Annotated in this window: 26 protein-coding genes; 16 read left to right on the top strand and 10 right to left on the bottom strand. The window is 40.1% G+C overall.

Going from position 1 to position 25,508, the window contains the following annotated elements:
- The first annotated feature begins 3 nt into the window (after positions 1-3).
- From FZC41_RS05685 to FZC41_RS05660, 6 genes are all read left to right on the top strand, one after another.
- A complete protein-coding gene (locus FZC41_RS05685) occupies positions 4-1,743 on the top strand; it encodes an ABC transporter ATP-binding protein (RefSeq protein WP_148566433.1) in 1,740 nt (579 codons plus the stop codon).
- On the top strand, positions 1,740-3,518 hold the full coding sequence (locus FZC41_RS05680; RefSeq protein WP_243136657.1) for an ABC transporter ATP-binding protein: 1,779 nt from the start codon (positions 1,740-1,742) through the stop codon (positions 3,516-3,518). Before FZC41_RS05685 ends, FZC41_RS05680 begins: the two co-directional genes overlap by 4 nt.
- Before the next feature lie 16 nt (positions 3,519-3,534).
- Entirely contained in the window at positions 3,535-4,458 is a 924-nt protein-coding gene (locus FZC41_RS05675; RefSeq protein WP_148566432.1) for an ATP-grasp domain-containing protein, read from the top strand.
- On the top strand, positions 4,452-5,369 hold the full coding sequence (locus tag FZC41_RS05670; protein ID WP_148566431.1) for an ATP-grasp domain-containing protein: 918 nt from the start codon (positions 4,452-4,454) through the stop codon (positions 5,367-5,369). The genes FZC41_RS05675 and FZC41_RS05670 overlap by 7 nt, the downstream gene beginning before the upstream one ends.
- A gap of 328 nt (positions 5,370-5,697) precedes the next feature.
- Positions 5,698-7,185 carry a cardiolipin synthase gene (cls, locus tag FZC41_RS05665; RefSeq protein ID WP_186855129.1) on the top strand — a complete coding sequence of 496 codons (1,488 nt, stop codon included), beginning with the start codon at positions 5,698-5,700 and terminating at the stop codon, positions 7,183-7,185.
- 284 nt (positions 7,186-7,469) lie between these two features.
- Positions 7,470-10,124 (top strand): cation-translocating P-type ATPase, encoded by a 2,655-nt coding sequence (locus FZC41_RS05660; protein WP_148566429.1) that lies wholly within the window; start codon positions 7,470-7,472, stop codon positions 10,122-10,124.
- Positions 10,125-10,193: 69 nt separating this feature from the next.
- Here the strand turns inward: FZC41_RS05660 and FZC41_RS05655 are convergent, their stop codons facing one another.
- Positions 10,194-11,051 (bottom strand): SDR family NAD(P)-dependent oxidoreductase, encoded by an 858-nt coding sequence (locus tag FZC41_RS05655; RefSeq protein ID WP_148566428.1) that lies wholly within the window; start codon positions 11,049-11,051, stop codon positions 10,194-10,196.
- A gap of 297 nt (positions 11,052-11,348) precedes the next feature.
- On the opposite strand from FZC41_RS05655, the gene htpG reads away from it, so the two are divergent.
- On the top strand, positions 11,349-13,244 hold the full coding sequence (gene htpG, locus FZC41_RS05650; protein WP_148566427.1) for a molecular chaperone HtpG: 1,896 nt from the start codon (positions 11,349-11,351) through the stop codon (positions 13,242-13,244).
- Between the two features lie 52 nt (positions 13,245-13,296).
- Here htpG and FZC41_RS05645 read toward each other — a convergent pair whose 3' ends face one another.
- Positions 13,297-14,910, bottom strand: a complete 1,614-nt coding sequence (locus FZC41_RS05645) for an NAD(P)/FAD-dependent oxidoreductase (RefSeq protein WP_148566426.1) — start codon at positions 14,908-14,910, stop codon at positions 13,297-13,299.
- Positions 14,911-15,275: 365 nt separating this feature from the next.
- Between FZC41_RS05645 and FZC41_RS05640 the strand changes: the two genes are divergently transcribed.
- The 5 genes from FZC41_RS05640 to FZC41_RS05620 all read left to right on the top strand — a co-directional run bounded on the left by FZC41_RS05640 (position 15,276) and on the right by FZC41_RS05620 (position 18,414).
- On the top strand, positions 15,276-16,145 hold the full coding sequence (locus FZC41_RS05640; RefSeq protein ID WP_148566425.1) for an NAD(P)/FAD-dependent oxidoreductase: 870 nt from the start codon (positions 15,276-15,278) through the stop codon (positions 16,143-16,145).
- 44 nt (positions 16,146-16,189) lie between these two features.
- On the top strand, positions 16,190-17,197 hold the full coding sequence (locus tag FZC41_RS05635; RefSeq protein ID WP_148566424.1) for an aldo/keto reductase: 1,008 nt from the start codon (positions 16,190-16,192) through the stop codon (positions 17,195-17,197).
- Between the two features lie 293 nt (positions 17,198-17,490).
- Positions 17,491-17,661 (top strand): type II toxin-antitoxin system HicA family toxin, encoded by a 171-nt coding sequence (locus FZC41_RS05630; RefSeq protein WP_148566423.1) that lies wholly within the window; start codon positions 17,491-17,493, stop codon positions 17,659-17,661.
- 47 nt (positions 17,662-17,708) lie between these two features.
- Positions 17,709-18,128, top strand: a complete 420-nt coding sequence (locus FZC41_RS05625; RefSeq protein WP_148566422.1) for a type II toxin-antitoxin system HicB family antitoxin — start codon at positions 17,709-17,711, stop codon at positions 18,126-18,128.
- An 82-nt stretch (positions 18,129-18,210) separates the two neighbouring features.
- Positions 18,211-18,414, top strand: a complete 204-nt coding sequence (locus FZC41_RS05620) for a tyrosine-type recombinase/integrase (RefSeq protein WP_148566421.1) — start codon at positions 18,211-18,213, stop codon at positions 18,412-18,414.
- 721 nt (positions 18,415-19,135) lie between these two features.
- On the opposite strand, the gene FZC41_RS05615 is transcribed toward FZC41_RS05620, so the two are convergent.
- The 5 genes from FZC41_RS05615 to FZC41_RS05595 form a co-directional block, all read right to left on the bottom strand.
- On the bottom strand, positions 19,136-19,411 hold the full coding sequence (locus tag FZC41_RS05615) for a hypothetical protein (RefSeq protein ID WP_148566420.1): 276 nt from the start codon (positions 19,409-19,411) through the stop codon (positions 19,136-19,138).
- A gap of 11 nt (positions 19,412-19,422) precedes the next feature.
- A complete protein-coding gene (locus FZC41_RS05610; protein WP_148566419.1) occupies positions 19,423-19,668 on the bottom strand; it encodes a hypothetical protein in 246 nt (81 codons plus the stop codon).
- Positions 19,669-19,914: 246 nt separating this feature from the next.
- On the bottom strand, positions 19,915-20,106 hold the full coding sequence (locus FZC41_RS05605) for a hypothetical protein (protein WP_148566418.1): 192 nt from the start codon (positions 20,104-20,106) through the stop codon (positions 19,915-19,917).
- A 115-nt stretch (positions 20,107-20,221) separates the two neighbouring features.
- Positions 20,222-20,419: a hypothetical protein gene (locus FZC41_RS05600; RefSeq protein ID WP_148566417.1), complete on the bottom strand. Its 198-nt coding sequence runs from the start codon at positions 20,417-20,419 to the stop codon at positions 20,222-20,224.
- Positions 20,420-20,452: 33 nt separating this feature from the next.
- Positions 20,453-20,866 carry a hypothetical protein gene (locus FZC41_RS05595; RefSeq protein ID WP_148566416.1) on the bottom strand — a complete coding sequence of 138 codons (414 nt, stop codon included), beginning with the start codon at positions 20,864-20,866 and terminating at the stop codon, positions 20,453-20,455.
- A 163-nt stretch (positions 20,867-21,029) separates the two neighbouring features.
- Here FZC41_RS05595 and FZC41_RS05590 point away from each other — a divergent pair, with 163 nt between their 5' ends.
- From FZC41_RS05590 to FZC41_RS17235, 4 genes are all read left to right on the top strand, one after another.
- Complete coding sequence (locus FZC41_RS05590) at positions 21,030-21,239, top strand: helix-turn-helix domain-containing protein (RefSeq protein WP_148566415.1); 210 nt, start codon at positions 21,030-21,032, stop codon at positions 21,237-21,239.
- A 321-nt stretch (positions 21,240-21,560) separates the two neighbouring features.
- Complete coding sequence (locus FZC41_RS05585; RefSeq protein WP_148566414.1) at positions 21,561-21,923, top strand: type II toxin-antitoxin system RelE/ParE family toxin; 363 nt, start codon at positions 21,561-21,563, stop codon at positions 21,921-21,923.
- Positions 21,916-22,275 carry a helix-turn-helix domain-containing protein gene (locus tag FZC41_RS05580; RefSeq protein ID WP_148566413.1) on the top strand — a complete coding sequence of 120 codons (360 nt, stop codon included), beginning with the start codon at positions 21,916-21,918 and terminating at the stop codon, positions 22,273-22,275. The genes FZC41_RS05585 and FZC41_RS05580 overlap by 8 nt, the downstream gene beginning before the upstream one ends.
- A 4-nt stretch (positions 22,276-22,279) precedes the next feature.
- Positions 22,280-22,438, top strand: a complete 159-nt coding sequence (locus FZC41_RS17235) for a hypothetical protein (RefSeq protein ID WP_170253865.1) — start codon at positions 22,280-22,282, stop codon at positions 22,436-22,438.
- A 394-nt stretch (positions 22,439-22,832) separates the two neighbouring features.
- Here the strand turns inward: FZC41_RS17235 and FZC41_RS05575 are convergent, their stop codons facing one another.
- From FZC41_RS05575 to FZC41_RS05565, 3 genes are all read right to left on the bottom strand, one after another.
- A complete protein-coding gene (locus tag FZC41_RS05575) occupies positions 22,833-23,159 on the bottom strand; it encodes a hypothetical protein (protein WP_148566412.1) in 327 nt (108 codons plus the stop codon).
- Positions 23,160-24,011: 852 nt separating this feature from the next.
- Positions 24,012-24,416, bottom strand: coding sequence for a hypothetical protein (locus tag FZC41_RS05570; protein WP_148566411.1), 405 nt, complete (start codon positions 24,414-24,416; stop codon positions 24,012-24,014).
- Positions 24,417-24,719: 303 nt separating this feature from the next.
- Positions 24,720-25,496, bottom strand: coding sequence for a sigma-70 family RNA polymerase sigma factor (locus tag FZC41_RS05565; RefSeq protein WP_148566410.1), 777 nt, complete (start codon positions 25,494-25,496; stop codon positions 24,720-24,722).
- Positions 25,497-25,508: the final 12 nt, after the last annotated feature.

Raw genomic sequence — 25,508 nt, 5'->3', positions numbered from 1 at the left:
TAGATGATCAGTTTGCTCATAAGGTATTTAAAGGATTATCGAATCCAGATGATCCTCGTCTTTGTTTTTGTTTTGAGTCAGGCAGCCTGTCAGCTTTATCTCCCGATCATGATGGGAAATATTGTCGCAAACGGTGTGGTGAAAGGGGACACAGCTTATATTTTTAAAAGTGGTTCAATGATGCTTGGTGTTTCACTCGTTGCGGCAGTTTGTATGGTGGCATCGAGTTACTATTCTGCCTATGTTACTGCATCTTTTACCAGTGGCATACGGGCGGATGTATTTGACAAAGTAAAAAGTTTCTCCCAAACGGATTTTAACCGTTTTGGAGGAGCAACCCTGCTTACCCGATCAACATCGGATGCAACCCAGATGCAGATTGTGGTTATTAATGGGTTGAGATCACTTCTGTTAATTCCAATAACTGGAATAGGAGCTCTGATCATGGCATTCAGGGAAAACATAACCCTGACTTTGGTACTGTTGGCATCATTTGTATTAACGACGCTAATCATTGTCATCACAACATCCCGAAGCATGCCTTTGTTTAAAACTATGCAGGAAAAAGTGGATCGATTGAATTTGTTGATTAAAGAAAAGTTGACCGGAGTTCGAGCAATTCGGGCCTTCAATCGACAGGAATATGAAACTGAAAAGTTTTCCCAAGCTAATCAGGAAGGAATGGATACGGCCCTGAAAGCAAATTATGCGGTGGCCTTTTTTTCTCCGCTGATGCAGTTAATGATGAACCTGACGATGGTTCTTATTTTGTGGATGGGTTCCAAAGAAGTTCAACAGCAGGTCGTCGGTTTGAGCGATTTAATGGTATTTATTCAATATGTATTGATGTTCATGTCAGCCCTGAGTCTGGTTTCTGTTCTTTTAATGGCTTACCCTCAGGCGCAAGTATCAGCAATCCGGGTAAAAGAAGTTCTGGATTATGATTTTTCAATCAAAGACCCCGAGCAGCCGAAAAAAATGGAAAATATAGAAGGCCGCATCGAATTTAAAAATGTTTCATTTGGATACAAAGGGGCCGAAAAAAAGGTGCTGAATCATTTGGACTTTATCGCGGAACCGGGGAAAATAACAGCAATTGTTGGGGCCACCGGGTCCGGGAAATCTACCCTGGTGAATTTGATTTTGCGCCTTTATGAAGTGAGTGAAGGCGGAATTACCATTGACGGGATTGATATCAGAGATTGCACCCAGCATGATCTAAGAAGTGTGATTGCATATTCTCCTCAGGAATCGATTTTATTTGGCGGACCGATTATTGATAATATCAGAACTGGAAATGAAAACGCAACTGAAGAAGAAGTAAAAGAGGCTCTAAACCTTGCTCAAGCCACAGATTTTGTCAGTGCCAGGGAAAATCAGCTGACTAGCTCAATTGCTCAAGGCGGAGCAGATCTTTCAGGAGGCCAGCAACAGCGGCTCAGTATTGCTCGAGCGGTTGTAAAAAAAGCGCCAATTACTATTTTCGATGATTGCTTTTCGGCATTGGATTTTAAAACAGATTCTTTAGTCAGAAAGGGCATCAGAGAGAATTTCAGAAACAAAACGGTTATTATGATCGCCCAGCGAATCAGTACCATAAAAGACGCGGATCGAATCCTGGTATTGGATAATGGTGCTATTGTAGGACAGGGGAAACATGAGGAGCTGGCTAAAGATTGCTTTGTCTATCAGGAAATTCTAAAATCCCAATCCTATCAAGAGGAAAGGGGTGAGTCACTGTGATCAAACAGAAATCAAAACGTAAATACAGTTTTATGACGATTGTGCGACGTTTGAAAGACTATTTAAATGATAAAAAGCTTACCGCTGTTTGTGTTGCGATCGCCTTGATTTTCAGCACGGTATTTACTATTTTCGCCCCGATCGTGACCAAATATGTGACGGATAGTATCGCAAACAGTGTTGCTCAAAGTACGGCTATTGATTTTGTTTATATTGGCAGGCAATTAATCGTGCTGGCGGTGCTCTATATTTTCAGCGCTGGTCTCATCTATTATGCCACCCGGAGAACCACCTATCTTTCCCAGTTGGTTATCAAACGGTTGCGAGAGGAGATCCAGGAAAAACTGAATAAACTCTCTCTGAATGTAATCGACCAGAACGAAAGAGGGGATCTACTATCCCGAGTGACAAATGATGCGACAACTTTATCCGGAGCACTGGAAGGCAACGTGACCCAAATTCTTGTGCAGGGAACCACCATTATTGGTATTATTGTGATGATGCTGGTGGTAAATATTCAATTGAGTCTGATCTTTTTCATTGCTTTGCCGCTATCCTATTTTGTTATGAAACTGATTACCAAAAAAACACAGGTTTTATTCAGAAGACAGCAAAAGGAGTTGGGTTCATTAAATGGACTCATTGAGGAAGTATATGATGGCCATTTGATTGTTAAATCGTTCAACTATGAGGAAAAAGCGGCTGAAAAATTTGACGATATCAACCAGCGCTTTTTTAAATCGTATTTGAGTTCCCGATTTTTTTCCGGTCTCACATCGCCATTGATGAAATTAATCAATAATATTGCCTATATTGCTATTTGCGTTATCGGCGGTATTTTGGTCATTACCGGGGGGCTCACCATTGGTGGAATCCAGGCCTTTCTAATGTATGCCAACAACATTGCCAGTCCGATTGCCCTGATATCCAACAACTTGAATTTCTTACAGTCTGGGGCAGCGGCAGCCGAACGGATTTTTCAGCTACTGGATGAAGAGGAAGAAACGGAAGATACCGGAATTGTAAAATTAGATGTAAAAAATGCCAAAGGGAGTATCGCATTTGAGCATGTTGAATTTGGTTATATTCCGGAAAAAACTTTATTTCATGATGTGTCCTTAAAAGCTGAACCAGGCGAAATTCTGGCAGTTGTCGGACCAAGTGGAGCAGGAAAAACAACGCTGGTGAATTTATTAATGCGCTTTTATGAAATCAATCATGGCAGTATAACGATTGAAGGATTGGATATTAAAGATCTCACCAGACGAAATCTCAGAAGCGCTTTTGGAATGGTTCTTCAGGATACCTGGCTTTTTGACGGAACAATTGAAGAAAACATTGCTTATGGAAAAAGCGGGGCAACTCGGGACGAAGTCATTCTGGCGGCAAAAAAAGCACAATGTGATGAATTTATAAGAAAGCTGCCACTGGGTTATGAAACGCGTATTGGCGGAGATTTCACCACGTTGTCTGAAGGAGAATGCCAGTTACTTGCCATTGCCCGAACCATTATTGCCGATCCGAAGGTTTTGATCCTGGATGAAGCGACTTCATCGGTTGACACCCGGACAGAAATATTAATCACCCGGGCAATGGAGGAAATGATGAAAGGACGAACAACCTTTATCATTGCGCATCGTCTCTTTACCATCAAAAATGCCGACAAAATTATTTTCATGCAGGATGGCGATATTCGTGAAGTTGGAAGTCACCGTGAACTGATGAATAAAAATGGTTTATACGCAAATCTTTACTTAAGTGCGTCAGATAATTAAAATACAGGAGGTTATTATGAAAGGTTGGTTATTAAGAAATCCCGAGAAAATGAATGATCCGTCAATTGTTAAAATAATGAAAGTGGTGGAGGCAAATAATATTGATCTAACAGTGGTAGATCCGCTGAAAATCCATGTCATCTGCGATCATGATTTTGATGGCAAGATTTATGTCGGAGACGAAGTCCTGGAAGTTCCGGATTATGTGGTTGCGGCTTTCTTTACGGAAAAGAATTATCATACCGGATCGGTCTTGAGAATGCTGGAATCTGTTGGCGTTCTCTGCATCAATTCTTATGATTGTATTAAGAATGTTGACGATAAACTGCTGACGTTTCAGAAAGTGGCTGAGTCCATTGAAGAAGTCGATTTTCCCAAAACACTTTTAGTGACAGATGAAACCAGTGCCGAATTTGTCAGCAAACAATTCGACTATCCCCTGGTTATGAAGGTTATGCACGGAAGCAAAGGAAAAGGGGTTGTACTGGTCAATACCGAAAAAGAACTGGATAACCTGATTAGCATGAGCACAGCAAGTGCGGTTGGCGATGAAATTATTATCCAGGAATGCATTGCTGCTTCATCAGGACGGGATTTAAGAGTCGTTTTATGCAACGGCAAGTTTGCCAGTGCATTTATTCGTCAAAATGAGAAAAGCTTCCGATCAAATCTTGCCAAAGGCGGAAAAATTGTGCAATATACACCGCCCAAGTCGGTTATCGAAGCAGCGGAAAAAGTTGCCATCTGCCTGAAAATAAATATGGGCAGTGTGGATTTTCTGTTTGGCGAAAATGATACCTTTTATCTATGCGAAGCCAACGCTATGCCGGGAATCGCTTTTGATCTCCAGGATATGTTTAAGGATTTAATAAAGCAGGTAGAAAGCATGCCGGAGCCGCTTTGGAAGAAACGATTAAGAGAAGGAGAACAAACATGCTAGGTTGGTTTTTAGTCAATCAGGAAACGCTTGATGAACCGTCAATACAAACCATTATTCAGCTGATAGAAAAGATGAATTTGAACATCAAAACAGTTGAAGTAAGTGAAGTTCAGGTGTTGTGTGAACCGGGAACCAGTAAGAACTGCTTTATCGGAGGCGAGGCAACAGATATTCCAGATTTTGCCCTGAGTGCTTTCTTCGGCGGAAATAATTACCACAGCAAAGCTGTGGTTAAAATGCTGGAGTCTTTAAATGTCCTCTGTGTCAACAGCTCGGAAAGCTTAAACAATACCGCGGATAAATTACTGACCTTTCAAAAACTGGCGGCTGCGTCAAAAACGGTGCTGTTTCCAAAAACGGTTCTGATGAACCCTAAAACGAAAGCATCGTTTATTGCCGCTGAAATAGGATTTCCCTGTGTTGTAAAAGTCATGCATGGAAGCAAGGGAAAAGGCGTCGTACAAATTAAAACTGAAAAAGAACTGGAAAATATTCTGGACATTTATGCCGCCATGAACTTTGACGATCATATTCTGATTCAGGAATGCATTGCGGCCTCCAAAGGACGGGATATGCGCATCATGTTAAGTGGCGGAAAATACGCAACCGCGTATATAAGAGATAACGGAGATCATTTTAAATCAAACCTTTCTCAAGGTGGTGAGCTTCAGTTTATCACGCCTCCGGAACCGGTCATTGAAATTGCCGAAAAAGCGGCAGAAGTACTGGACATATATTTTGGCAGCATTGATTTTCTTTTTGGAGAAGATGATACCTACTACATTTGTGAAGCCAATTCGATGACAGGACTTACCTACTCGGCAGGGGCTTCATCGGATAAAAAAAGCAATCCGTTGCTGATAACCCTGAAAAGTATTATGGAAGAAGCCGAAAAAAGAAAGCAGAATTAGACTATCATTTTGATAATGTGTATGTGACAATACCCCCTGTATCGTATTGATGCAGGGGGTGTTGTCACTTCCAAAAGCACTTTGGGCAAGAATTATAAGCGACTGATCAGAAGACAATGAGCGGTTGCGGTTACCGGGATATTAATGGGCATAGATATTTCTTTATCGACAGAACGGATCTTTTATAGCAAGGACAGTAATAAGAATTTGCGTTTTCTGCTTTTTTGCGTTATTATATTGTCTGATAAAGAAAAAGAAAAAATACTGGGAAGTGATTGTTGTGGGAGAAAAATGGTTTAAAAAGTTGTTTCGCGGACGATTATTTGTAATGTTCCTCATTATTTTACAATTAGCCGTCATTATTTTTTTAATTGAGAATGGAAGCGAGGAATCGGTGCTTATCACCTGGTGTTTTTCCGGGATAAGTTTGTTAGTGGCGCTTCATATTATTACCCAAAGAAATAAAGGCGCTTATAAACTGACATGGGTGTTTCTGATTTTGCTGTTTCCGATTTTTGGCGGTTTGTTTTATTTGCTGTTTAAATTTCAGACGTCTAATAAAAAAATTCATAAAGAGCTGGAAAAAGTTCAAAGAGAAAGCAAATCGGTGTTTTTGCTGCCGGGAAACCGGTATAATGAAGCGTGTGAAGAAGCACCAACTCATGTTCCTCAAATCCGATATTTACAGGATTTTGCGGGGTTCCCGGTTTATCAGCATACAAAAACAAAATATTTAACGCCCGGCGAGGAAAAATTCGGAGCCCTTTTGGAAGAACTAAAAAAAGCGGAGCACTATATTTTTCTTGAATATTTTATTGTCCATGATGGTATTATGTGGAGCAGTGTTTTAGAAATTTTAAAAGATAAAGTAAACCAGGGCATCGATGTACGGCTGATCTATGATGACGTGGGGTGCCTTTTTCTTTTGCCAAAGGATTATCCCAAACAACTGGAAAAAATGGGCATTAAGTGCGCCGTATTTAATCCGTTTCGGCCAATTCTAACGGCCGTACAAAATAATCGTGATCATCGGAAAATTGCCGTCATTGATGGTAAAGTTGCCTTTACCGGCGGGATCAATCTGGCAGACGAATATATTAATGTCATTGAGAAATATGGTCACTGGAAAGATGCTTCTGTCATGATTGAAGGGGAAGCCGCCTGGAGTTTCACCGTGATGTTTTTACAAATGTGGTCTATTTGTAAAAATATTAAAGAGAATTATCAAAGCTTTTATCCATGGAAGCATGAGCGCTGTGAAATAGCAGACGATGGTTTGGTACAGCCTTATGCTGACAGTCCAATGGATCATGAGAACGTTGGAGAACACGTTTACCTGCAAATAATTAATCACGCCAAAGACTATATTTATATCAATACCCCTTATCTTATTGTTGATGAAAGCATGGTTTCGGCATTGACGCTGGCAGCCAAAAGTGGGGTCGATGTCCGCATTGTGACACCCCATCAATGGGACAAACGAATTGTTCATTTTACGACTCGCTCCTATTATCGAGAATTTATTTCTGCCGGTGTTAAAATATATGAATATACCAATGGCTTTATGCATTCTAAGACCTTTGTTTCTGACGATTGTACTGCTACAGTGGGAACTACAAATTTAGATTTCAGAAGTCTTTATCTGCATTTTGAATGCGGCGTATGGATGCATCGTAGTACTGCAGTCATGGAAGTGAAAAACGACTTTTTAAAAACTCTTGAAATTTGTCAGAGAATAAAAAAACAGGATTGCAGCGAAAATGTTATCACGCGCTTTTTTCAGGATGTTTTTCGCTTGTTTGCTCCGTTGATGTGATTCAAAAAGATAAATAATTGTCCTTGAGATGCAATTTATTTTGTGCTTTGTGCAGTATTTTATTGACAAATATAATTTTGCACTGTAAAATGAGAATAATATGAGGGAGTAATTTTCGCAATTTGTGTGATGCAATTTGCGTGATAAGTCAACACGCATGGTATAGTCGTATACCTGGTTTATCTTAATAAGTGAGACTCATGTACAGTTAGAAATCTGTACTTGAGTCTTTTTTTGATCAAGTGCAGATGCACTTGGTCATTTTTATTTAAGGGAGGAATTAGATGAAAGAGTATTTACAAACTTCTGAGGAAGTGCTTCTGGAGCTGAAATCCAGGTCGGAGGGCTTACTGGATAGTGAAGCTGGCAAAAGATTGGAAGATAACGGTAAGAATAAGCTTACGGAAGCAAAAAAAGACTCTTTAACCGTTCGTTTATTAAATCAGTTAAAAGATCCGATGATTATTATTCTGATGGCGGCAGCAATTATTTCAGGGATCACAGCGGTCTATTCAGGAGAATCTTTTGCCGATGTTATCATTATCATGGCGGTTGTTATTATCAACTCGGTGTTAGGGGTATATCAGGAGAGTAAGGCAGAAAAGGCCATTGAAGCACTCCAGGCGATATCGGCGGCCACATCAAAGGTTATGCGTGAGGGTGAAATTCAAGTCGTAAAAAGTGAGGATTTAGTTGTCGGGGATGTCATTCTTTTGGAGGCGGGGGATTCCATACCTGGTGATGCAAGATTACTTGACAGTGCCAGCTTAAAGATTCAAGAAGCCGCGCTGACCGGAGAAAGCGTTCCGGTTGAAAAGGTGATTAACGCCTTGAATTTAGGAGATGAAAAAGATATTTCTTTAGGTGACCGTAAGAATATGGTTTATATGGGAAGTGCCGTTGTATATGGTCGCGGGTCAGCCGCCATAACGGCAACCGGTATGAGCACAGAAATGGGTAAGATTGCAGATGCGATTACCCAGGCCAAAGAAAATCAGACACCGCTTCAGATCAAACTCAATCAGTTAAGTGTGGTACTCAGCTGGCTGGTACTCGGTATTTGTATATTTATATTTGGAATTAGTTTAATCCGTCTTAATATGGACGGAGGCATTACCGGCATCGGTATTTTAGGTACCTTTATGGTAGCCGTTTCTTTGGCTGTAGCAGCTATTCCAGAAGGCTTGGCTGCGGTTGTAACCATTGTATTGTCAATTGGCGTAACCAAAATGTCCAAGCAAAATGCGATCATTCGTAAATTAACGGCGGTCGAAACCTTGGGCTGTACACAGGTCATCTGCTCAGATAAGACCGGGACGCTAACCCAGAATAAAATGACGGTAGTCGATCATTTTGACTTAGATGAACAGCTTTTAGGTCGAGCGATGACACTTTGTAATGATGCTTATTTAAATAATGCTGAAAAAGCAGAGGGTGAGCCAACAGAAGTAGCCCTTGTAAATTATGGGTTTTCACTTGGCTTGACTAAAAGCGATATGGAAGCAGTGACTCCACGGGTAGGAGAAGCTCCATTTGACTCGGGAAGAAAACTGATGAGTACGGTTCACAAAATGGAAAACGGCTCCTTTGAACAATATACAAAGGGTGCTCCGGATGTCCTGGTATCCCGTTGCACTTCCTACTGGGATGGCAGCAGCAAGCGGCCGATGACTGATGCAAAGCGTCAGGAAATTAACGAATTCAATAAATCTTTAGCAGATCAGGCACTTCGGGTGCTTTCGGCAGCATTTCGTTCCTGGGATTCGATGCCTGTCCAGCAGACATCCAAGTATTTGGAACATGATCTTTGCTTCATTGGGTTGACGGGTATGATTGATCCGATCCGACCTGAAGTTAAACCTGCTATAGCAGAATGTAATGCAGCAGGTATCCGTACAGTCATGATTACCGGTGACCATAAAGATACCGCAGTTGCGATTGCCAAACAGCTGGGAATCATTTCGGATATATCAGAAGCGATAACGGGAGCCCAGTTAAGTGAAATAAGTGATGAACAGTTTGCAACAGATATCGGAAAGTATTCCGTATATGCCCGGGTACAGCCCGAACATAAGGTCCGCATTGTAAAAGCATGGCAGAACAAGGGAATGATTGTCGCCATGACGGGAGATGGCGTCAATGATGCACCATCCATTAAGACGGCAAACATCGGTATTGGCATGGGAATCACCGGAACTGACGTTACTAAGAATGTGGCGGATATGGTTCTTGCCGATGATAACTTTGCAACAATCGTACATGCGGTAAGAGAGGGACGTCGTATTTACGATAATATTCGTAAGGCCATTCAGTTCCTGATATCCTCTAATCTTTCCGAAGTCTTAGCGATCTTTGTGGCAACTTTATTAGGTTTTATTATTTTAAAACCGGTGCATTTATTGTGGATTAATTTAATTACAGACTCTTTTCCGGCGATCGCACTTGGCATGGAAGCTGAAGAGGCAGATACCATGAATAATCCGCCCCGTAAATCCAATGAAGGTGTTTTTGCCGGCGGTCTTGGGATCGATGTTATTTGGCAGGGAGTGATGGTGACAATGGTGACCCTGGCAGCATATTTTATTGGACATTTTATGGAAGTGGGCGTTTGGGAAATCACCAACAGTCCGGATGGTGTAACCATGGCATTCTTAACGTTATCCATGGCCGAAATGTTCCATTCATTAAATATGAGAAGTCGAAGACAATCGATCTTTAGAATGGGAAGTCATAACAAGTTCTTATTCCTAGCCATGGCGGCATCTTTATTATTAACAACGATTGTGATCGTGGTCCCTTCAATTCGAGCCGCATTTCAGTTCGAACCAATTTCGATTATGGAATACTTTACAGCTTTAGGATTAGCATTCCTAGTGATTCCAATTGTTGAAATAGTCAAATTTTTTCAGAGAAAACAGGAACGTAAACAAGTTGTGTAAGTAATAAAAAAAGGTATCAGTCATTCGCTGATATCTTTTTTTTATAGCATAAACCTGATATCGCTCAAATCAGTCATGTGAACCGTAATGCATCTGATACATGTTAACAACTAATTTATCGAGAACAAAAGATGGCACGAGCAGCAGCAACTTGGAACTCATCCTGTTTTTGGCGATGATATATCTGGACTTGGGATTTTTTTTATTCAGTATTTCAGCGATCATTGAAGCGGCAAGCGCCACGTTCAGCCCGTGATTTCCGCCCTCGATGAAATTATCCTGAAAAGTGTAAAGGCTGGGCAGATATTTTTTGTCAACAAATGAAATGTCTTGTTCCTTAGCCTTGTTCCAGATAGGCGTCGCAACGGCAGCAGGCTCCAGCAAGACCGTTTTAATGCCGTACGGATTGAGCTCCCGCCGCAGGGAGTCACAAAATCCTTCCAGAGCAAATTTTGTGGCGGCATAAGGGGATAGAAATGGCAGCGCAATCCTCCCGGCCATTGAGCCGTTCACAATGATTTTGCCCTTGCTTTCGATCAGTTCAGGAATAAGGGTTTGAATGATTTTCACCGCGCCGAAAAAATTGATTTCAAAGCACTCTCGATAAACAGCCATGGGAAGATTCTCAATCGGACCGCCCAGAGCGACACCCGCATTGGTGATAACAGCCTGCAATTGTAGTTCGCCAGATAATTTTTTTGCATATTGACAGAATCTATCCACTTCATCCTCGTTCCGAAGATCCGTTTTTATAGAATATACGTTAGATTCATTTTCAAAGGAATTTTGAACCAAATAGGTTTGAAGAACCGTGTAGCCCTCTTGAACTAATACAGTGACGAGGCTTTTGCCTATTCCGGTATCGCAGCCGGTAATAACAATCAGTCCCCGGGAATTTTTATTCGGGATTTCCAGTATTGTTTTCATAATAACACCAGTCCTTTTTTGCGCTCAACATTAAAAAGTCTTGAGCGATTCATTTTAAAGCACTTATTAAATAAATTCATTTACAAGTGATATGCTATTTATACCCATAATTGATCAAAAATCATTACAAAAATTGAGAATTGAAAAATTGATTACGGTGCGGGAAAATCTAAAAAATTACTTAAATAATTGTTAAACAGTGTTGACACAACTCATAAATAAACTTACAATATAACTGTTAGCACTCGAACTGTTAGAGTGCTAATAATAATTTGGCAATGAGAAAGGGTATATGCAATGGAAAAAAAGGAGTTTAAGTCAGAATCTAAACGTCTAATGGATTTGATGGTTCATTCAATTTACACAAACAAAGAGATTTTTTTGCGTGAATTGATTTCAAATGCTTCAGATGCAATTGATAAAGTTTACTATAAAACATTAACGGACAAAGATAAGAATTTTAACAAGGATGATTATTACATTCGAATTCATCCGGATAAAGATAATCGGACCCTGACAATATCAGATACAGGCATTGGTATGACTGAAAAGGAACTGGAAGAAAATCTGGGGATTATCGCAAAGAGTGGTTCCAATGATTTCAAATCAGAACAGGAAATGGAAGAAGGTTTTGATATCATCGGCAAGTTCGGGGTTGGTTTCTATTCGTCCTTTATGGTTTCCGATAAGGTCGAAGTCGAAACAAAATCAATTGATGAAGAGCAAGCTTATTTATGGGTTTCCGAAGGCGCTGATGGTTATACAATTGAGCCGGGCGAACTGAAATCACATGGTTCAAAAATCACATTATATATCAAAGAAAATACCGAAGACAACAATTATGATGAGTATTTAGAACCTTATCACATTCAAAATCTGGTGGAAAAATATTCCAATTATATCCGCTACCCAATCAAGATGGTAACTGAAAAGAGCCGGGTAAAAGAAGAAACAAAAGATAATGAAAACCCAGAATATGAAACCTATCTGGAAGACGATATTCTTAACTCGATGGTACCGATTTGGAGAAAAAATGCAAATGAGCTCACTGATGAAGATTATAACAATTTCTATCAGGAAAAAAGATATGGGTATGACGCCCCCTTAGCTCACATTCATTTAAATGTCGAAGGAATGATGAGCTACAAAGCAATTTTATACATTCCGGGACAACCGCCATTTGACTACTATACCAGAGACTATGAAAAAGGTCTGGAGCTTTACTCCAACGGCGTGTTGATCATGGATAAGTGTGGGGAACTGCTTCCTGATTATTTCAGCTTTGTAAAAGGGGTTGTGGATTCAGAAGATTTATCTCTTAATATTTCCCGCGAAATGCTGCAGCAGGACAAACAGCTGCGTTTAATCAGCCGTAAGATTGATTCCAGAATTTCGGAAGAGCTTAAGAAAATGTTGGCGAATGATCGGGAAAAATATGAAGAGTTCTTCAAGGCCTTCGGCAATCAATTAAAGGTTGGAACCTATGACAAATGGGGACAGAATAAAGACAAACTCCAGGACTTCCTGCTCTTTTATTCTTCTAAAGAAGGTAACTTTGTCACCCTCAAAGAATATGTCGAGCGTATGCCCGAGGATCAGAAATACATCTATTTTGCTTCCGGATCTTCCGTAGAACATATTGAAAAACTGCCACAGGTATCCATCGTTAAGAACAAAAACTATGAAATACTTTATCTGACAGAAAATATTGATGAATTTGTATTCCAGACCATCGGTCAATATGGCGAAAAGGATTTCCGCTCCGTGTCCAGCGATAATCTGGGACTAGAGGCGCCGGAAGAGAATGAAGAAGAGGAAAATAAAGAAGCAACAGAAGTAGATGAAAAACTGCTTGAAAAGATGAAGGAAATTATCGGTGATGAAGTGGTCAAGGTAAAGACTACCGGTCATTTAAAAGACGATCTCGTCTATCTTTCGACAGAAGGAGATCTTTCCATTGAAATGGAAAAAACATTAAACTCCATGCCTCAGGGTGGCAAAGTCAAAGCCAAAAAAGTCCTGGAAATCAATAAAAATCATCCGGTTTATGAAAAACTAAAAGGATTTTATGAAAAAGATGAAGATCAGCTCAAACTCTACACCGAGTTGCTCTATAATCAGGCAAGACTGATTGCCGGATTGCCGGTAGATGATATTGTTTTATTCACCCAAAATATCAGTAAACTGATGTAAAAATAAAAAGACGTTTTGTGTTTTATCAGCAAAACGTCTTTTTATGTGGCAGCTATTTAAAAGGAGCATACTTTTGCATCAGTTTTTCGGCTGTTTTCAGGCCGTCCACTGCTGACGACATAATACCGCCGGCATAGCCGGCACCCTCTCCCATCGGGTAGAGACCTTTAATATTGGAACCATTATTTTCATCGCGATTGATCCGGACGGGGGAAGAGCTTCTGGTTTCAACACCGGTCATAATGCTGTCCGGCATGGCAAAGCCATCGATTTTGGTATCAAAATACACCAGGGCTTCTTTCATTGTTTCGATGACATAATCCGGTAAACATTCCTTGAGTTGAGCAAAAGCAAGACCGGGTTTATAGGTCGGTTTCACATTGCCCCATTTGGTACTGGGCTGATCAGCAAGAAAATCGCCGACCAGCTGTGCCGGAGCATGATAATTTTCTCCCCCTAACTGAAAAGCCAGCCGTTCCCACTTTCTTTGGAATGCCACTCCCGCCAAAGGATGTTCACTGCCGAAATCAGAAGGCTGTACGCCGACCAGCAAGGCGGCATTGGCATTTTTCCCATTTCGTTGATGTTCGCTCATGCCATTGGTCACAACGCCTTTTTCCTCTGAAGTGGCAGCAACGACATAGCCGCCCGGGCACATACAAAATGTATAGGCAGACCGTTCGTTTGAGGAATGATAGGAAAGTTTGTAATCGGCGGCCACCAATCCAGGATGTCCGGCAGAATCACCGTATTGGGCGCGATCAATGATTTCCTGGGGATGCTCGATCCGGACGCCAATCGAAAAAGGTTTCGGGGACATCTCAATGCCACGAAGGTGTAAGGCCTCAAAGGTATCTCTGGCACTGTGGCCGATTCCCAGTAAAGCGATCTGGCAGGGCAGTTCCTCTTTGTCATTGACGATGAGGGCATTCAGATGGCCATCTTTGATGATAAAATCGGTGACTTTCGATTGGAATCTAACCTCGCCACCGTGTGAAATAATCGCTTTTCTAATGTTTTTTACCGTTTCTCTGAGCAGATCCGTTCCGATGTGCGGTTTGCTAAGATACAGTATTTCTTCCGGCGCCCCGGCTTCAATAAAGGCTTCTAATATGGTGCGACAACGATTGTCATTGATTAGGGTCGTTAATTTTCCATCAGAAAAAGTACCGGCACCACCTTCGCCAAATTGGACATTGCTTTTTGTATCAAGTATCCCAGTCTCCCAAAATGCGTCGATTTTGGCAGCACGTGTATCGACATCATCCCCTCTTTCAAGAATGATTGGTTCATAACCATTCTTAGCCAGGGTTAAACCGGCAAAAAGACCGGCCGGACCCATTCCAATGATGACAGGTCTTTCAGCCAAACGCTGATTTCCCGGTCGCACACCGCGATAGGATAAGTCTGGAGTGATGGCAACATCCTTTTTGCCATGCTTTTTCAGGATGTATTTTTCATTTTTAACATTCGCATCGATGGTATAGATATAAACAATCGCATCCTTTTTTCTGGCGTCGATGGATTTTTTGAAAATTTTGAAATCAATCAAGTCCTTGGGACTGATCTCGATTCTTGAAAGCAGCGCATTTTGCAAAGCCTGCCTTTCGGCATCACGAGCCACGACTTTATTGATTCCTATTTTGATATTTGAAATTCGAATCATATAATCCTCCTGTGGTTTCTAATCATCAGAAACACGCGGTCTTGCATCCCCCAGAAATTCAAAATGCGTATTTGCCGGTGGTGCTGATGGTTTCTTTTTCAAACTGATATTAAATGATTATAACATGTGCTGATATGAAAGCATAATCAAAAAGTCAAACCGAATACCGCCCAAAAGTCTTTTTAGAACAGCTGTTATTCAATAAAAAAGATTGACAGAGTAAGCGACAAATTGTAGTATGCAAAGATAAGATACAAACATGAATTGAAATGTTATTAATGTATCTGGTGGTACGGAAGCGGATGAGCATCCGTAAAAAAACTAAAGACAAAACACTCAAATTGAATTGAAAGAGGGGAGCTTTAATGAGTACAAGATATGATTTAGCCATCGTCGGCAGTGGAGCGGCTGGTATATCAGCCGCAATAAATGCAAAACTGAGAAACAAAAATATCATCGTTTTTGGGAGTAAGGATCTAAGTGCTAAATTAATAAAGGCACCAATCATTGACAATTATCTGGGACTTCCTGAAATTACCGGAAAACAGTTAAAAGACAAATTTATCAACCATGCAACGGCAATGGGGATCGAAGTAATCCCGGAAAAAATTAATAACGTTTATGCCATGGGCGATTATTTTGCTTTAATCGCAAATGAAAATAATTATGAGGCCGTCTCGGTGATTATTGCAACAGGTGTTGAATTCTCAAAAACCCTGCCGGGAGAATTTGAGTATTTAGGTCAGGGCGTCAGTTACTGCGCAACCTGTGATGCTTCATTTTTCAAGGGGAAAGTTGTCACGGTCATTGGTTATAATCAGGAATCAATAGATGAGGCGAATTTTATCAGTGAGATTGTGGAAAAAACATATTTTATCCCGATGTTTAAGGGAGACTATGCGTTAAACCCTAATATCGAAATGGTTCAAGGAACACCGGTAAGTATTAAAGGAACCGATAAAGTCGAACTGCTTGAGCTGAAGGATCGGGAAATTACCACAGATGGGGTGTTCATTTTACGGGACAGTGTAAGTCCGGAACAGCTTGTGCCGGGACTTGAAATGGAGGGGAAGCATATTAAAGTGACCAGAAATATGGAAACAAACGTGGCCGGGCTTTATGCTGCCGGCGACATTTCAGGAAAACCGTATCAATATATGAAAGCCGCTGGCGAGGGCCAAGTTGCAACCCTTAATGCCGTCAGTTTTATTGATGATAAACGCAAAAATATATAGCGGCCAGTTTTGATTAAAATAGTAAAGGTAGAAGGAGAAAAATCGTGGATCAGGTTATTTTAGGAAAAACAAAAATAGTTGTCAACAAAAATGGATTTGGGGCGCTGCCAATACAACGTATCGAAATGAAGGATGCCGTTTATTTGCTACAGAAGGCATTTTACAATGGCATGAATTACTTTGATACAGCCAGATGGTATTCCGATAGTGAAGAAAAACTGGGAGCCGCTTTTTCCTGGATCAGGGAAAAAATAATTATCAGCACGAAAACAGGTGCACAAACAGCTGATGATTTCTGGAAAGATTTGGATACGAGTCTGAAGAACTTGAAGACGGATTACATTGACATCTATCAGTTTCACAACCCCTCTTTCTGTCCAAAACCAGGTGATGAATCCGGTCTTTATGAAGCCATGCTTAAAGCAAAAAAACAGGGGAAAATACGTTTTATCGGCATCACCAACCACAGCCAGTCAGTCGCAAAAGAAGCCATCGAAACCAAGCTCTATGATACCCTGCAGTTTCCATTTTGCTATCTTGCCAGCGATGAAGATTTGCAGCTTGTCAAGGCTGCTAAAACAAATGATATGGGCTTTATTGCAATGAAAGCCTTATCCGGCGGGCTGATAACAGATTCGAAAGCCGCCTATGCTTATCTGAGTCAGTTTTATCATGTTGCACCCATCTGGGGGATACAGAGAGAAAACGAACTGGATGAGTTTATATCCTACCAGGAAAGTCCGCCAAGGCTTACTGAAGAGATGAAAGTGAAAATCGAAGGCGATCGAAAAGAACTGTCAGGCAATTTTTGCCGTGGCTGCGGTTACTGCATGCCGTGTCCTGCCGAGATTGAAATTAATAATTGTGCAAGAATGAGCTTGATGCTGCGCCGTGCTCCTTCGGACAATTTTTTATCGAAGGAATGGCAGGAAAAAATGAAAAACATCGAGAACTGTATCCATTGCAATCAGTGTAAAGAAAAATGTCCATATGGTTTGGATACCCCTGAACTGCTGCAAAAAAACTACGAGGATTATCAGACATTTTTATAAAAATATCAATTTTTAAAATACAATCAACTATATTTTAAACCATGACTTCAAACATTCTGTATACCTACTTTTGATTCGCTGTTTGTTTTTTTAATTCCTAAAACATCCTTCAGTAGAAATAAGTCTGTATTGATGGGCTTTCCAGTGAATATCATTTTCCTTGTCGTATTGTCGTAAATGTCATAAATTGTTTTTTGTACGCATGGTATAAATGGAAAAAATTAAGTCGTATGATTTGATTTCATTGACAAATGTGTATTCAGTGCGTATAATATAATTGTCAGGAGGATACTATGAAACGTAGAGACTTGATAAAAAAGCTGGAAAAAATTGGTTTTGAGTTTGATCGTTATGGAGGGAAGCATGATGTTTACCGAAGAGGTAAAGATTTAGAAGAAATCCCACGACACAATGAAATCAATGAACGTCTGGCAAAAGCAATCTTGAGGAAATGGGGCTTATAAAAGCCCTGCTTCCACTTGCAAAATATACAAACCAGGAGGATAAACAAATGAAAACCATTTTTCCCGTGATTTTCACACAAACAGATGATATTGTTCTGGTAGAGGTGCCAGATTTGGGAATTCTGACAGAGGGAACCGATATGGCTGATGCCATTGATATGGCCCGTGATGCCATTGGATTAAAGGGGATCACGATTCAAGACGATGGTGAAGATGTTCCAGCACCTTCAAAGTTCAATGAAATTGATCCCTTAAAAGGCACTTTTGCCCCTGATGGGAGTGGGATTGTGTCATTAGTTGATGTGGACTTTTCAGAATACCGCCGCCGAATTGACAATAAAACAGTTAGACGGAATGTAACCTTACCCAATTGGTTGAATCTTGAAGCAGATAAGGCAAATGTCAATGTTTCCAGAGTATTACAAGATGCTCTTATGGAAAAGCTGCACGTTTCCAACCGAATGTAATCCAATGAGCCGATATATTGAAATAAATGGCGTTGTCAAAGTGCTAGACAATGTGGATCATGACCAGTTTTGAAATGAATTCATACACATTCATTCACTCCGGCACACCAACGCATCCATATTAATTGCCAGCGGTGTGGATCTCAAAACAGTATCTTCACGGTTGGGTCATTCGAATTTATCCACAACCGGCAATATTTATGCCCATGTGATTAATTCAGCCGATGCAAAAGCCAGTGATGCCCTGGATCATATTCTAGTCACAAAAGCCCGTAAAGCTCAGTAACTTTTGTTATTGGGCTTTAGTTTTTTTAAAAACAGTCGCCAAGCAGTCGCCAGCCTAGGGGTTTTATGACCTCTTCCAGCATCCAGACATAAAAAAAAGAGAACCTCAATGGCTCTCTTATGCAATTCTTATTGGTGGAGATGAGGGGACTCGAACCCCTGGCCTTCTGACTGCCAGTAAAGTAAATGAAAATAGATGAACTTTCACCAACTCATTAGATGGCTATAATAAGCTATTTTATCGATTTATCTTTTAATTAAATGTCATGAAAAGAGATGAAAAAATACTCAAAAATTTAAAATAAACACCAAATAAACACCAAGGTATTGGTTTTATATTACCGTTGCAAAGCCATTCATAAAGATGTTAACATAAAAAATTATGAAAAAATATTTTAAACAATGGCTTTTATGTTCTTGCTCCTTAAAGGCCGCTTTTAAGCTCTTAATTCTCCACACATAATCACACAGCTAAACCCTACGTTATTATCCAGAATCAGCTCCTAGAGGCATAAGAAAGACCACCGCAAAGGGTGGCCAAATATATAACTGCCTTTTTTCATTAAAATACTATTACACCAGCAAACCGTAAGCCCTTCTTAGGCTTTCTGTCCATATAGCACTGGTAAACAATTCTAAGAGCTTCGTCTTTTGATTTTGTTTTGACCGGAACTATTTCTGGCCGGACTTGATGGCTTTCATCAAAGTAAATTACCATCGCTTTAAACATGCTGAAGTTCTCTCTTAATTGGTTTGTTTCTTCTTGCAAGTTCAAAAATACCTTCAAGAGCTTTTACACACTTTCCATTTAGAAAATTTCGCTCTTTGACTGTAATATCTCCGATTAAGTGGGCATATTCAATCATACCAACAGCTTCATAAATTAGAAAAATATCGCAGTGTTTTTCAGCGTTCGGAGCCTGTTTCAAATTTTCATTTACTGCCGTTTTAAGCATATTAATTCGTTCGTCTTTTTCCTGCTGCGCTTTTAAAGCCATTTCCATATCCGTCATTTTGCGCACCCCATCAAAAGCCCTACAGCCTCCTGAAACCCCAAATCAAAAGCGTTATACATTTCAATATTCTCCAGTTCGGATATCGCTTCTTCAATTTCAAACATTAAGCGTTGGTCAATTTTTCTAACCTCATCCAGTAAATTAACAAATTTTTCGTTTGCCCGCTTACGTTCTTCTGTTTCATTAAGCGGCTTTGTGAGTGCATTATTCCATAAAACCATTAAACTGCTGTTTTCCATAAAATGTTTTTCTCCTCTAAAATAAAGTTTTTAATTGGGGAGAGGGCGGACCTCTCCGTGAATCATTTAAATTATGCTATTATCTTGTTTATAGGCAGGTTTCTCTCTAACAGTTTGGCGCATGATATAGTATCCTCAATAAAGTCCAGTGAAGATAAAACCTCATCACTTTTGTTCTCAATCCTCAATAACGCCTCTTCTGCCAATATTAATGTTTCTAGGATAACTTTAATATTGTCGTTACAATCAAAGCTCATTTTCGGTTTCGTCTTCCTGCTTTTTACCTAAGACTTCTTCAACCGGAACAACAAACATTGCGATATTAAATGGGCGGTTGTATGCTTCCATTATCTTTTCTGGTGTGTCATATCCCAGCTTTCTCAAAGTTTCCTTTTGAACTTCAGGGTCAACCCCGAGCGTATAATCTTTTTCTCTCATGATTTGAAACCATCCTTTCTTTTCAAAGGCTTATTTGCCCCGGAGGTATCCATAAGTTGGGGATACCTCCAAATACTCATACAGCTCACGACCGCTTACTTCCAGTTCACTATTTTCACTGTTCTTCTGATCTCTCAATGCCGACGTACTTTTCCAATTTTCTTCTTGATATCTGGTAGCTGTACTTTTTCCCATTTTTGCTGAGTACAGCTACCCCGAAATCAAAGGCCCCCTGTTGCAGTCCAAGTCTTACGAACTGTTCACATTTTCCAAGCATTTCTGCTGCTTCTTTGATCGTCACATTTGGTAACATGTTATCTCCTCCTCTCTTTTGATTTTTATAGTGCTAGGCTATTTTCGCATCAATTCTTAATCCATAATATAAGCCATTACCGCCGACGATCTGTTTTAATGCACCCTTTAGGGCTGTTCCAAAATCCATGATCTTTGATAACCATTCAGCAACCGAAGAGGCCAGATAGCCTACACAGTAAGAATTGCCGTGGATCGTGGCCACCACTTCTATTGCATCCTCTTCAAAGTAACTGGTGGTGTTTCTTTCAAGATTGATGGTAACTTCTGAAGGATCATACTGTTGCATATGGTTGATGGCTGTTTGTCGTTTCCCCTGAAGAACGCCTTTAACAACTAAGGTTTTACCTTTGGCCAGCTCCCAGGCTCTTTTAAACGCCTGGCTTTTGGTTAATCCGGCGGTTGCCAGTTTGTTGGCAGCTTTTACGATTTCTGAACGATTGTACATTTTGTTTTCTCCCTTCAATGCTTTAACAACTTTATATTTATAGTATACAGCAATTGCTTAACAGTGTCAAGCAATAAATTAATTAAACACTTAATATCGTACTAAATATGATTGACGTTATTCAGCATATCGTTTATAATATATAATGTAGGAGGTGTTAAAAATGACAATTGAACAAAAAATAAAAATGGCGTTAGGTTATAAAGATATAAGTCAGGCTGCATTAGCTAGGCTCATAGGAATGACGCCCTCAAATTTCAACCAAAAATTAAAGAGGGATACTTTTGCCACTGAGGAACTAAATGCAATCGCTGGTGCTTTAGGAGGTACATACACTTTTTTCTTTGAGTTCCCGGACGGTACAAAGATTTAGCCTAACCGCCCGAACGTTTTGTTAACCCCAACAGGTCATAAAGCAGAGGCTCCAACGCCTGTAAGAAGAGGATCAATTAAAGACCTCTTCTTTTTTTGATTCTCTGATCTGTTGTAAAGATTATGTGGAAATTTTATTTTTATACTCTGTCGTATATGTCGTAAATGTCGTAAATTAGTTTTTGTACCCATGGTATAAATGGAAAAAATTAAATTTGCCTGCCTGTTGTTTGCGGACTTAATTTTCTAAAGGTTGCTATTTATAGATTGACAAATAATAACTTGCGAGTTATTATAACAGTAAGCATAGGAGGCGTAAGTTTTGCACGAAATACTTTTTTATAAAGACCCAAAGGGCAATGAGCCAGTATTAGATTTTATCAGAGAATTAAGTAGAAAAAACGATAAAGACAGCCGTGTTAATTTAAATAAAATCAATGATTACATTCAGATGCTCAGTAAATACGGCACAAAGATCGGTGAGCCGTACATCAAGCATTTAGAGGGTGAAATTTGGGAGCTCAGGCCTTTAAGAAGTAGAATCTTCTTTGTCGCCTGGGTAGACGGTAGTTATGTATTGCTACACCAGTTTATAAAGAAATCACAAAAGACGCCTAAAAGAGAACTGGAACAAGCAAGACGCGAATTATCTATTTTAACTGGAAGAGGTGAAAATAATGAATAACAAGGCTATCGGTAGTAATTGGGGCGATGTAAGAAAAGAGATTTTTACACCTGAAGAAATCCTAGAATCTGATTTAAGGGTTGCCCTCATGGGCGAGATCATTAAGGCGCGCCATGAAAAGGGAATTAGCCAGAAAAAGCTTGAAGAATTAAGCGGTGTCAAGCAGCCGGTAATTGCAAGAATGGAAAAAGGCACATCTGACCCGAAATTAACAACTATGATTAAAATCCTTGAATCTCTGGGAATGACTTTAGCGGTTGTACCTATAAAGGAAAAACGCAGGCACCTTAAACCAGCGTTTAAAATTAATCTTGTCGAAAATAGTGATAAGCACCCCATAAGAAGAGGCTGAACCAATGAGCCGATACATTGAAATAAACGGCGTTGTTGAACTGCCTGATGATGTGGATCATGACCAGTATTGGAATGAGTTCATAGATTTCCTTGAAAGTAAGGGTTATTATTTCGGCGGTGGCTCTCAAGAGATCGATGAAGAGGGGAATGTAATCGGATAACCCACAATCCTATAAGACCAACCATTAAAGCCCGGGCCAGCGCCTTGGCTTTTTTTATTTTCGGTGTCCGGCTTCAGGACATCCGGCCTATAATGCACGGTATGCACTTTTCAGATGTGCATGGTCTGCACATCCGGTTTCTAAAGTCGGGGATCCCGACAATTCAGGGATGAGATATGAGGGATTAATTTAACTTGCTGGTAACTTGCTACGTCATTCGTGTCGGTACCAGATCCCCGGCCCTGAAGGTATGACTAAATTGGTAATGCCTGTAGGGTATCCATAACTTACGGATACCTCCCCAAAATTGGTGACATCTTCAGGTACGGTATAATCCATACCAGACTACCGGCCCCGGACTCATGGTGTGTCCAAACCGGTATATCGTGTTTAACTACCTACCGGCAATAGGCTTTGTGATTCGTCCAGACGATTGGACGGTTTCGCCCGTTGTGCCCTGATCCGGGGTATACTGTGTTTTACCGCACACCGGCATTATTTCTACAGGTACAAACACAAGCACCACCCAATAAAAACCGCTGTATAAGGCTGTCAGAGGGTTATTTTGTGGCAATAACAGTGTCGAATTATCGACGGTGGGCATTATATTATCAAAGCCGAAAATTCCGCCCTGATCCCCGACAGTTTGGAGGGTATGGACTTTATGCCATCCAATTTGGATGATATCAATATCCTGGTGTAACTGCTCAATTTTAGGCACACTATTACAGTGGGAAAGTCCGTTCTATTTGGCGGCGGAATTTTCGGTCACCAGATAAAGCCCAACTTTCAGATTTCCCGGATAGTTAGCCAGCCTATATAAAGCTGAATGCCATCATCCACGGCTTTTTACACTAACATTTACCAACATTTACTCCAACAAATCCCAACATCCATATACTAACAATTACAAGCAGCCATGCCTGATAAAATACTATGATTTTGTTGCGAACGTTCGCTATTTCAAGCCGAACGTTCGCATTTTCATATAGTAGCGTTACCATTGGAGTACTTCGTAAATCATTGGAGTATAGGCCATTATAAAGCCTGTATTAAAGGGTGTTTGTCGTTTTGTAAAAGGTATTTGTTTGTTTTGCAAATCTTATTCGTTTCGTTTTGTAAAAAGCATTTGTTCTGTTTTGTAAACCCCATTCGTCGGTTTTGTAAATCCCCACAGATCCCCCATCATAGACGCTTAAACCATGGGAAAAGTTGCAACTTTAAAACCAAAAAGGTTGCAACTTTTTTAATGCAACGTTGCGTTATTCTGGTTGCAACGTTGCAAACAAATCTTAGGGTTTCTTAGGGGGTGCCGCAACGTTTTACCTTATCAATTTTTAGCATCTGATACCGCCCATACCTTGACATTTCTTAACATCTGGATAGGTTCTTTTTAGGGTGTCGCAAATGTCGGGATACTCTTAATTCAAAAGTAGTAAAATGTAGTAATATAAGCATTTAATTTCAAATGTGAGGTTTTGTGAGGTTCTTTGCCCTTTTTTAGGGCGTCTTGAATAGCTTGATAGTTCCCCTTTTAGGGACTCAGATAATGAAGGATACTTTACTCATCTTCCTATGGAACTATAAACACCCAAGAATAATTTTTCCACAGAAATAAATGAATCCAAGCCAGCTGGTTATTAAAAACATAATCAACCATGACATTGTAGGGAATAGATACAACCGCTGCATAGCCATTGGGTTTTATCCTGGTTATTTCTTTCGTGCACATTGCCCGGATGTATTTAAAAATAACCTCTGCCACCTCCTGATCCTGGTAAAGCGTGATCAAATTATTGAAGAGACATCTTTCATCATAAGGTAATGTTTCAGGTTCAATATGCTCATACACGCCTGTTTTTAAAGCATTGCTGTTCATCATTGGGGCTCCATGTCCTAAAGCGTTTTTATTGCCAGTCGGTGCACCATGGCCAACGGCGCTTTTATTTCCCAATGGTGCACCTCTTCTTTCTTTCATATAATCACCTTAATTTTGTTTGTTTTCCGAAATTATTTCATTATGACAGCCAAGTATAATTCAGCAACTGTTTCACATAGTCTTTTATAATTTAGTGCACAAGGGATTACATCCTCTTTGCTGGAGCGTTTGCCCATTAAAAGGGTGCAACCTCTTGTGCACTAAATTTTGAATTTTTATAAAACTATAATATTCTTTTTTTTATGTGTAAGATTTGTAAACCTCTTTGCCTTTTTTTAGGGCGGTAGAAACGGAAGGATACTGATGATTTCGATTTATGGATAACAGCATAAGATCTCTTTTTTATGCTCCTAATAGTGCTCTAAGCTTCTCAAGTTCATCTACATAATAAGCAGGGTCTTTGTATTCAACCTTCGTCAGGCGTTCCAATCTGTCATTTAAAGCATACTCAACCTGATATTTCTCTTTTAATTGAATCCCAATAGCAGAAGATTTAATTTCTCTTAAACCATTAACGATATTTCGACGAACAGCTTCAATAGATAACCCATATATACCAGCGATTTCATTATAAGTATGAGGTTTCCCAGTAAGACCATATTTTAAGATAATGAATGTCCGCTTGTTTTCATGAAGTTCAAACACCGTATTTAGCACTTTGAAGAGATCTGTTCTTAATATTATTCTGTCCATTTCAATCATTGTGTTATGGAATGCATTTTCTGCGTCTTCATCTTCAATCAGATCGATGTACATGGCGTTTTCAGTCCCCGGCCTAACTTCATAAGCACTGATTACCTGACAAAGCTTGCTTTTGGGGTCTCGCTTATTCTCCCAGGGAGTTGAACACAGTAACCCTGTATAAATGTTTCTCTTTATAGATTGGCTGGCATAAGTAGAGAATTTAAAACCCTGAAGAGGGCTAAAACCTTCAACGGCACTCATTAAACCCATGTACCCGTTTTGCACAATGTCGTCAAAGTCCAGGTATGCCATTTCAGATAGTTGGTGATACCGCTTAGCGTGGAAATAGACAAGCCCCGTGTTATTCTCTATAATTGTCGTCATGGCTTCTTTATCGCCACTTTGGTAGGCTTGGACAAGCTCTTCGTTGGTCATAAGCCCTCTCCT

This window comes from Acetobacterium paludosum (assembly GCF_008086595.1).
Lineage (GTDB): Bacteria > Bacillota > Clostridia > Eubacteriales > Eubacteriaceae > Acetobacterium > Acetobacterium paludosum.
The sequence above is the reverse complement of the archived record's forward strand: the minus strand, read 5'-3'. Positions and strand labels throughout refer to the sequence as shown.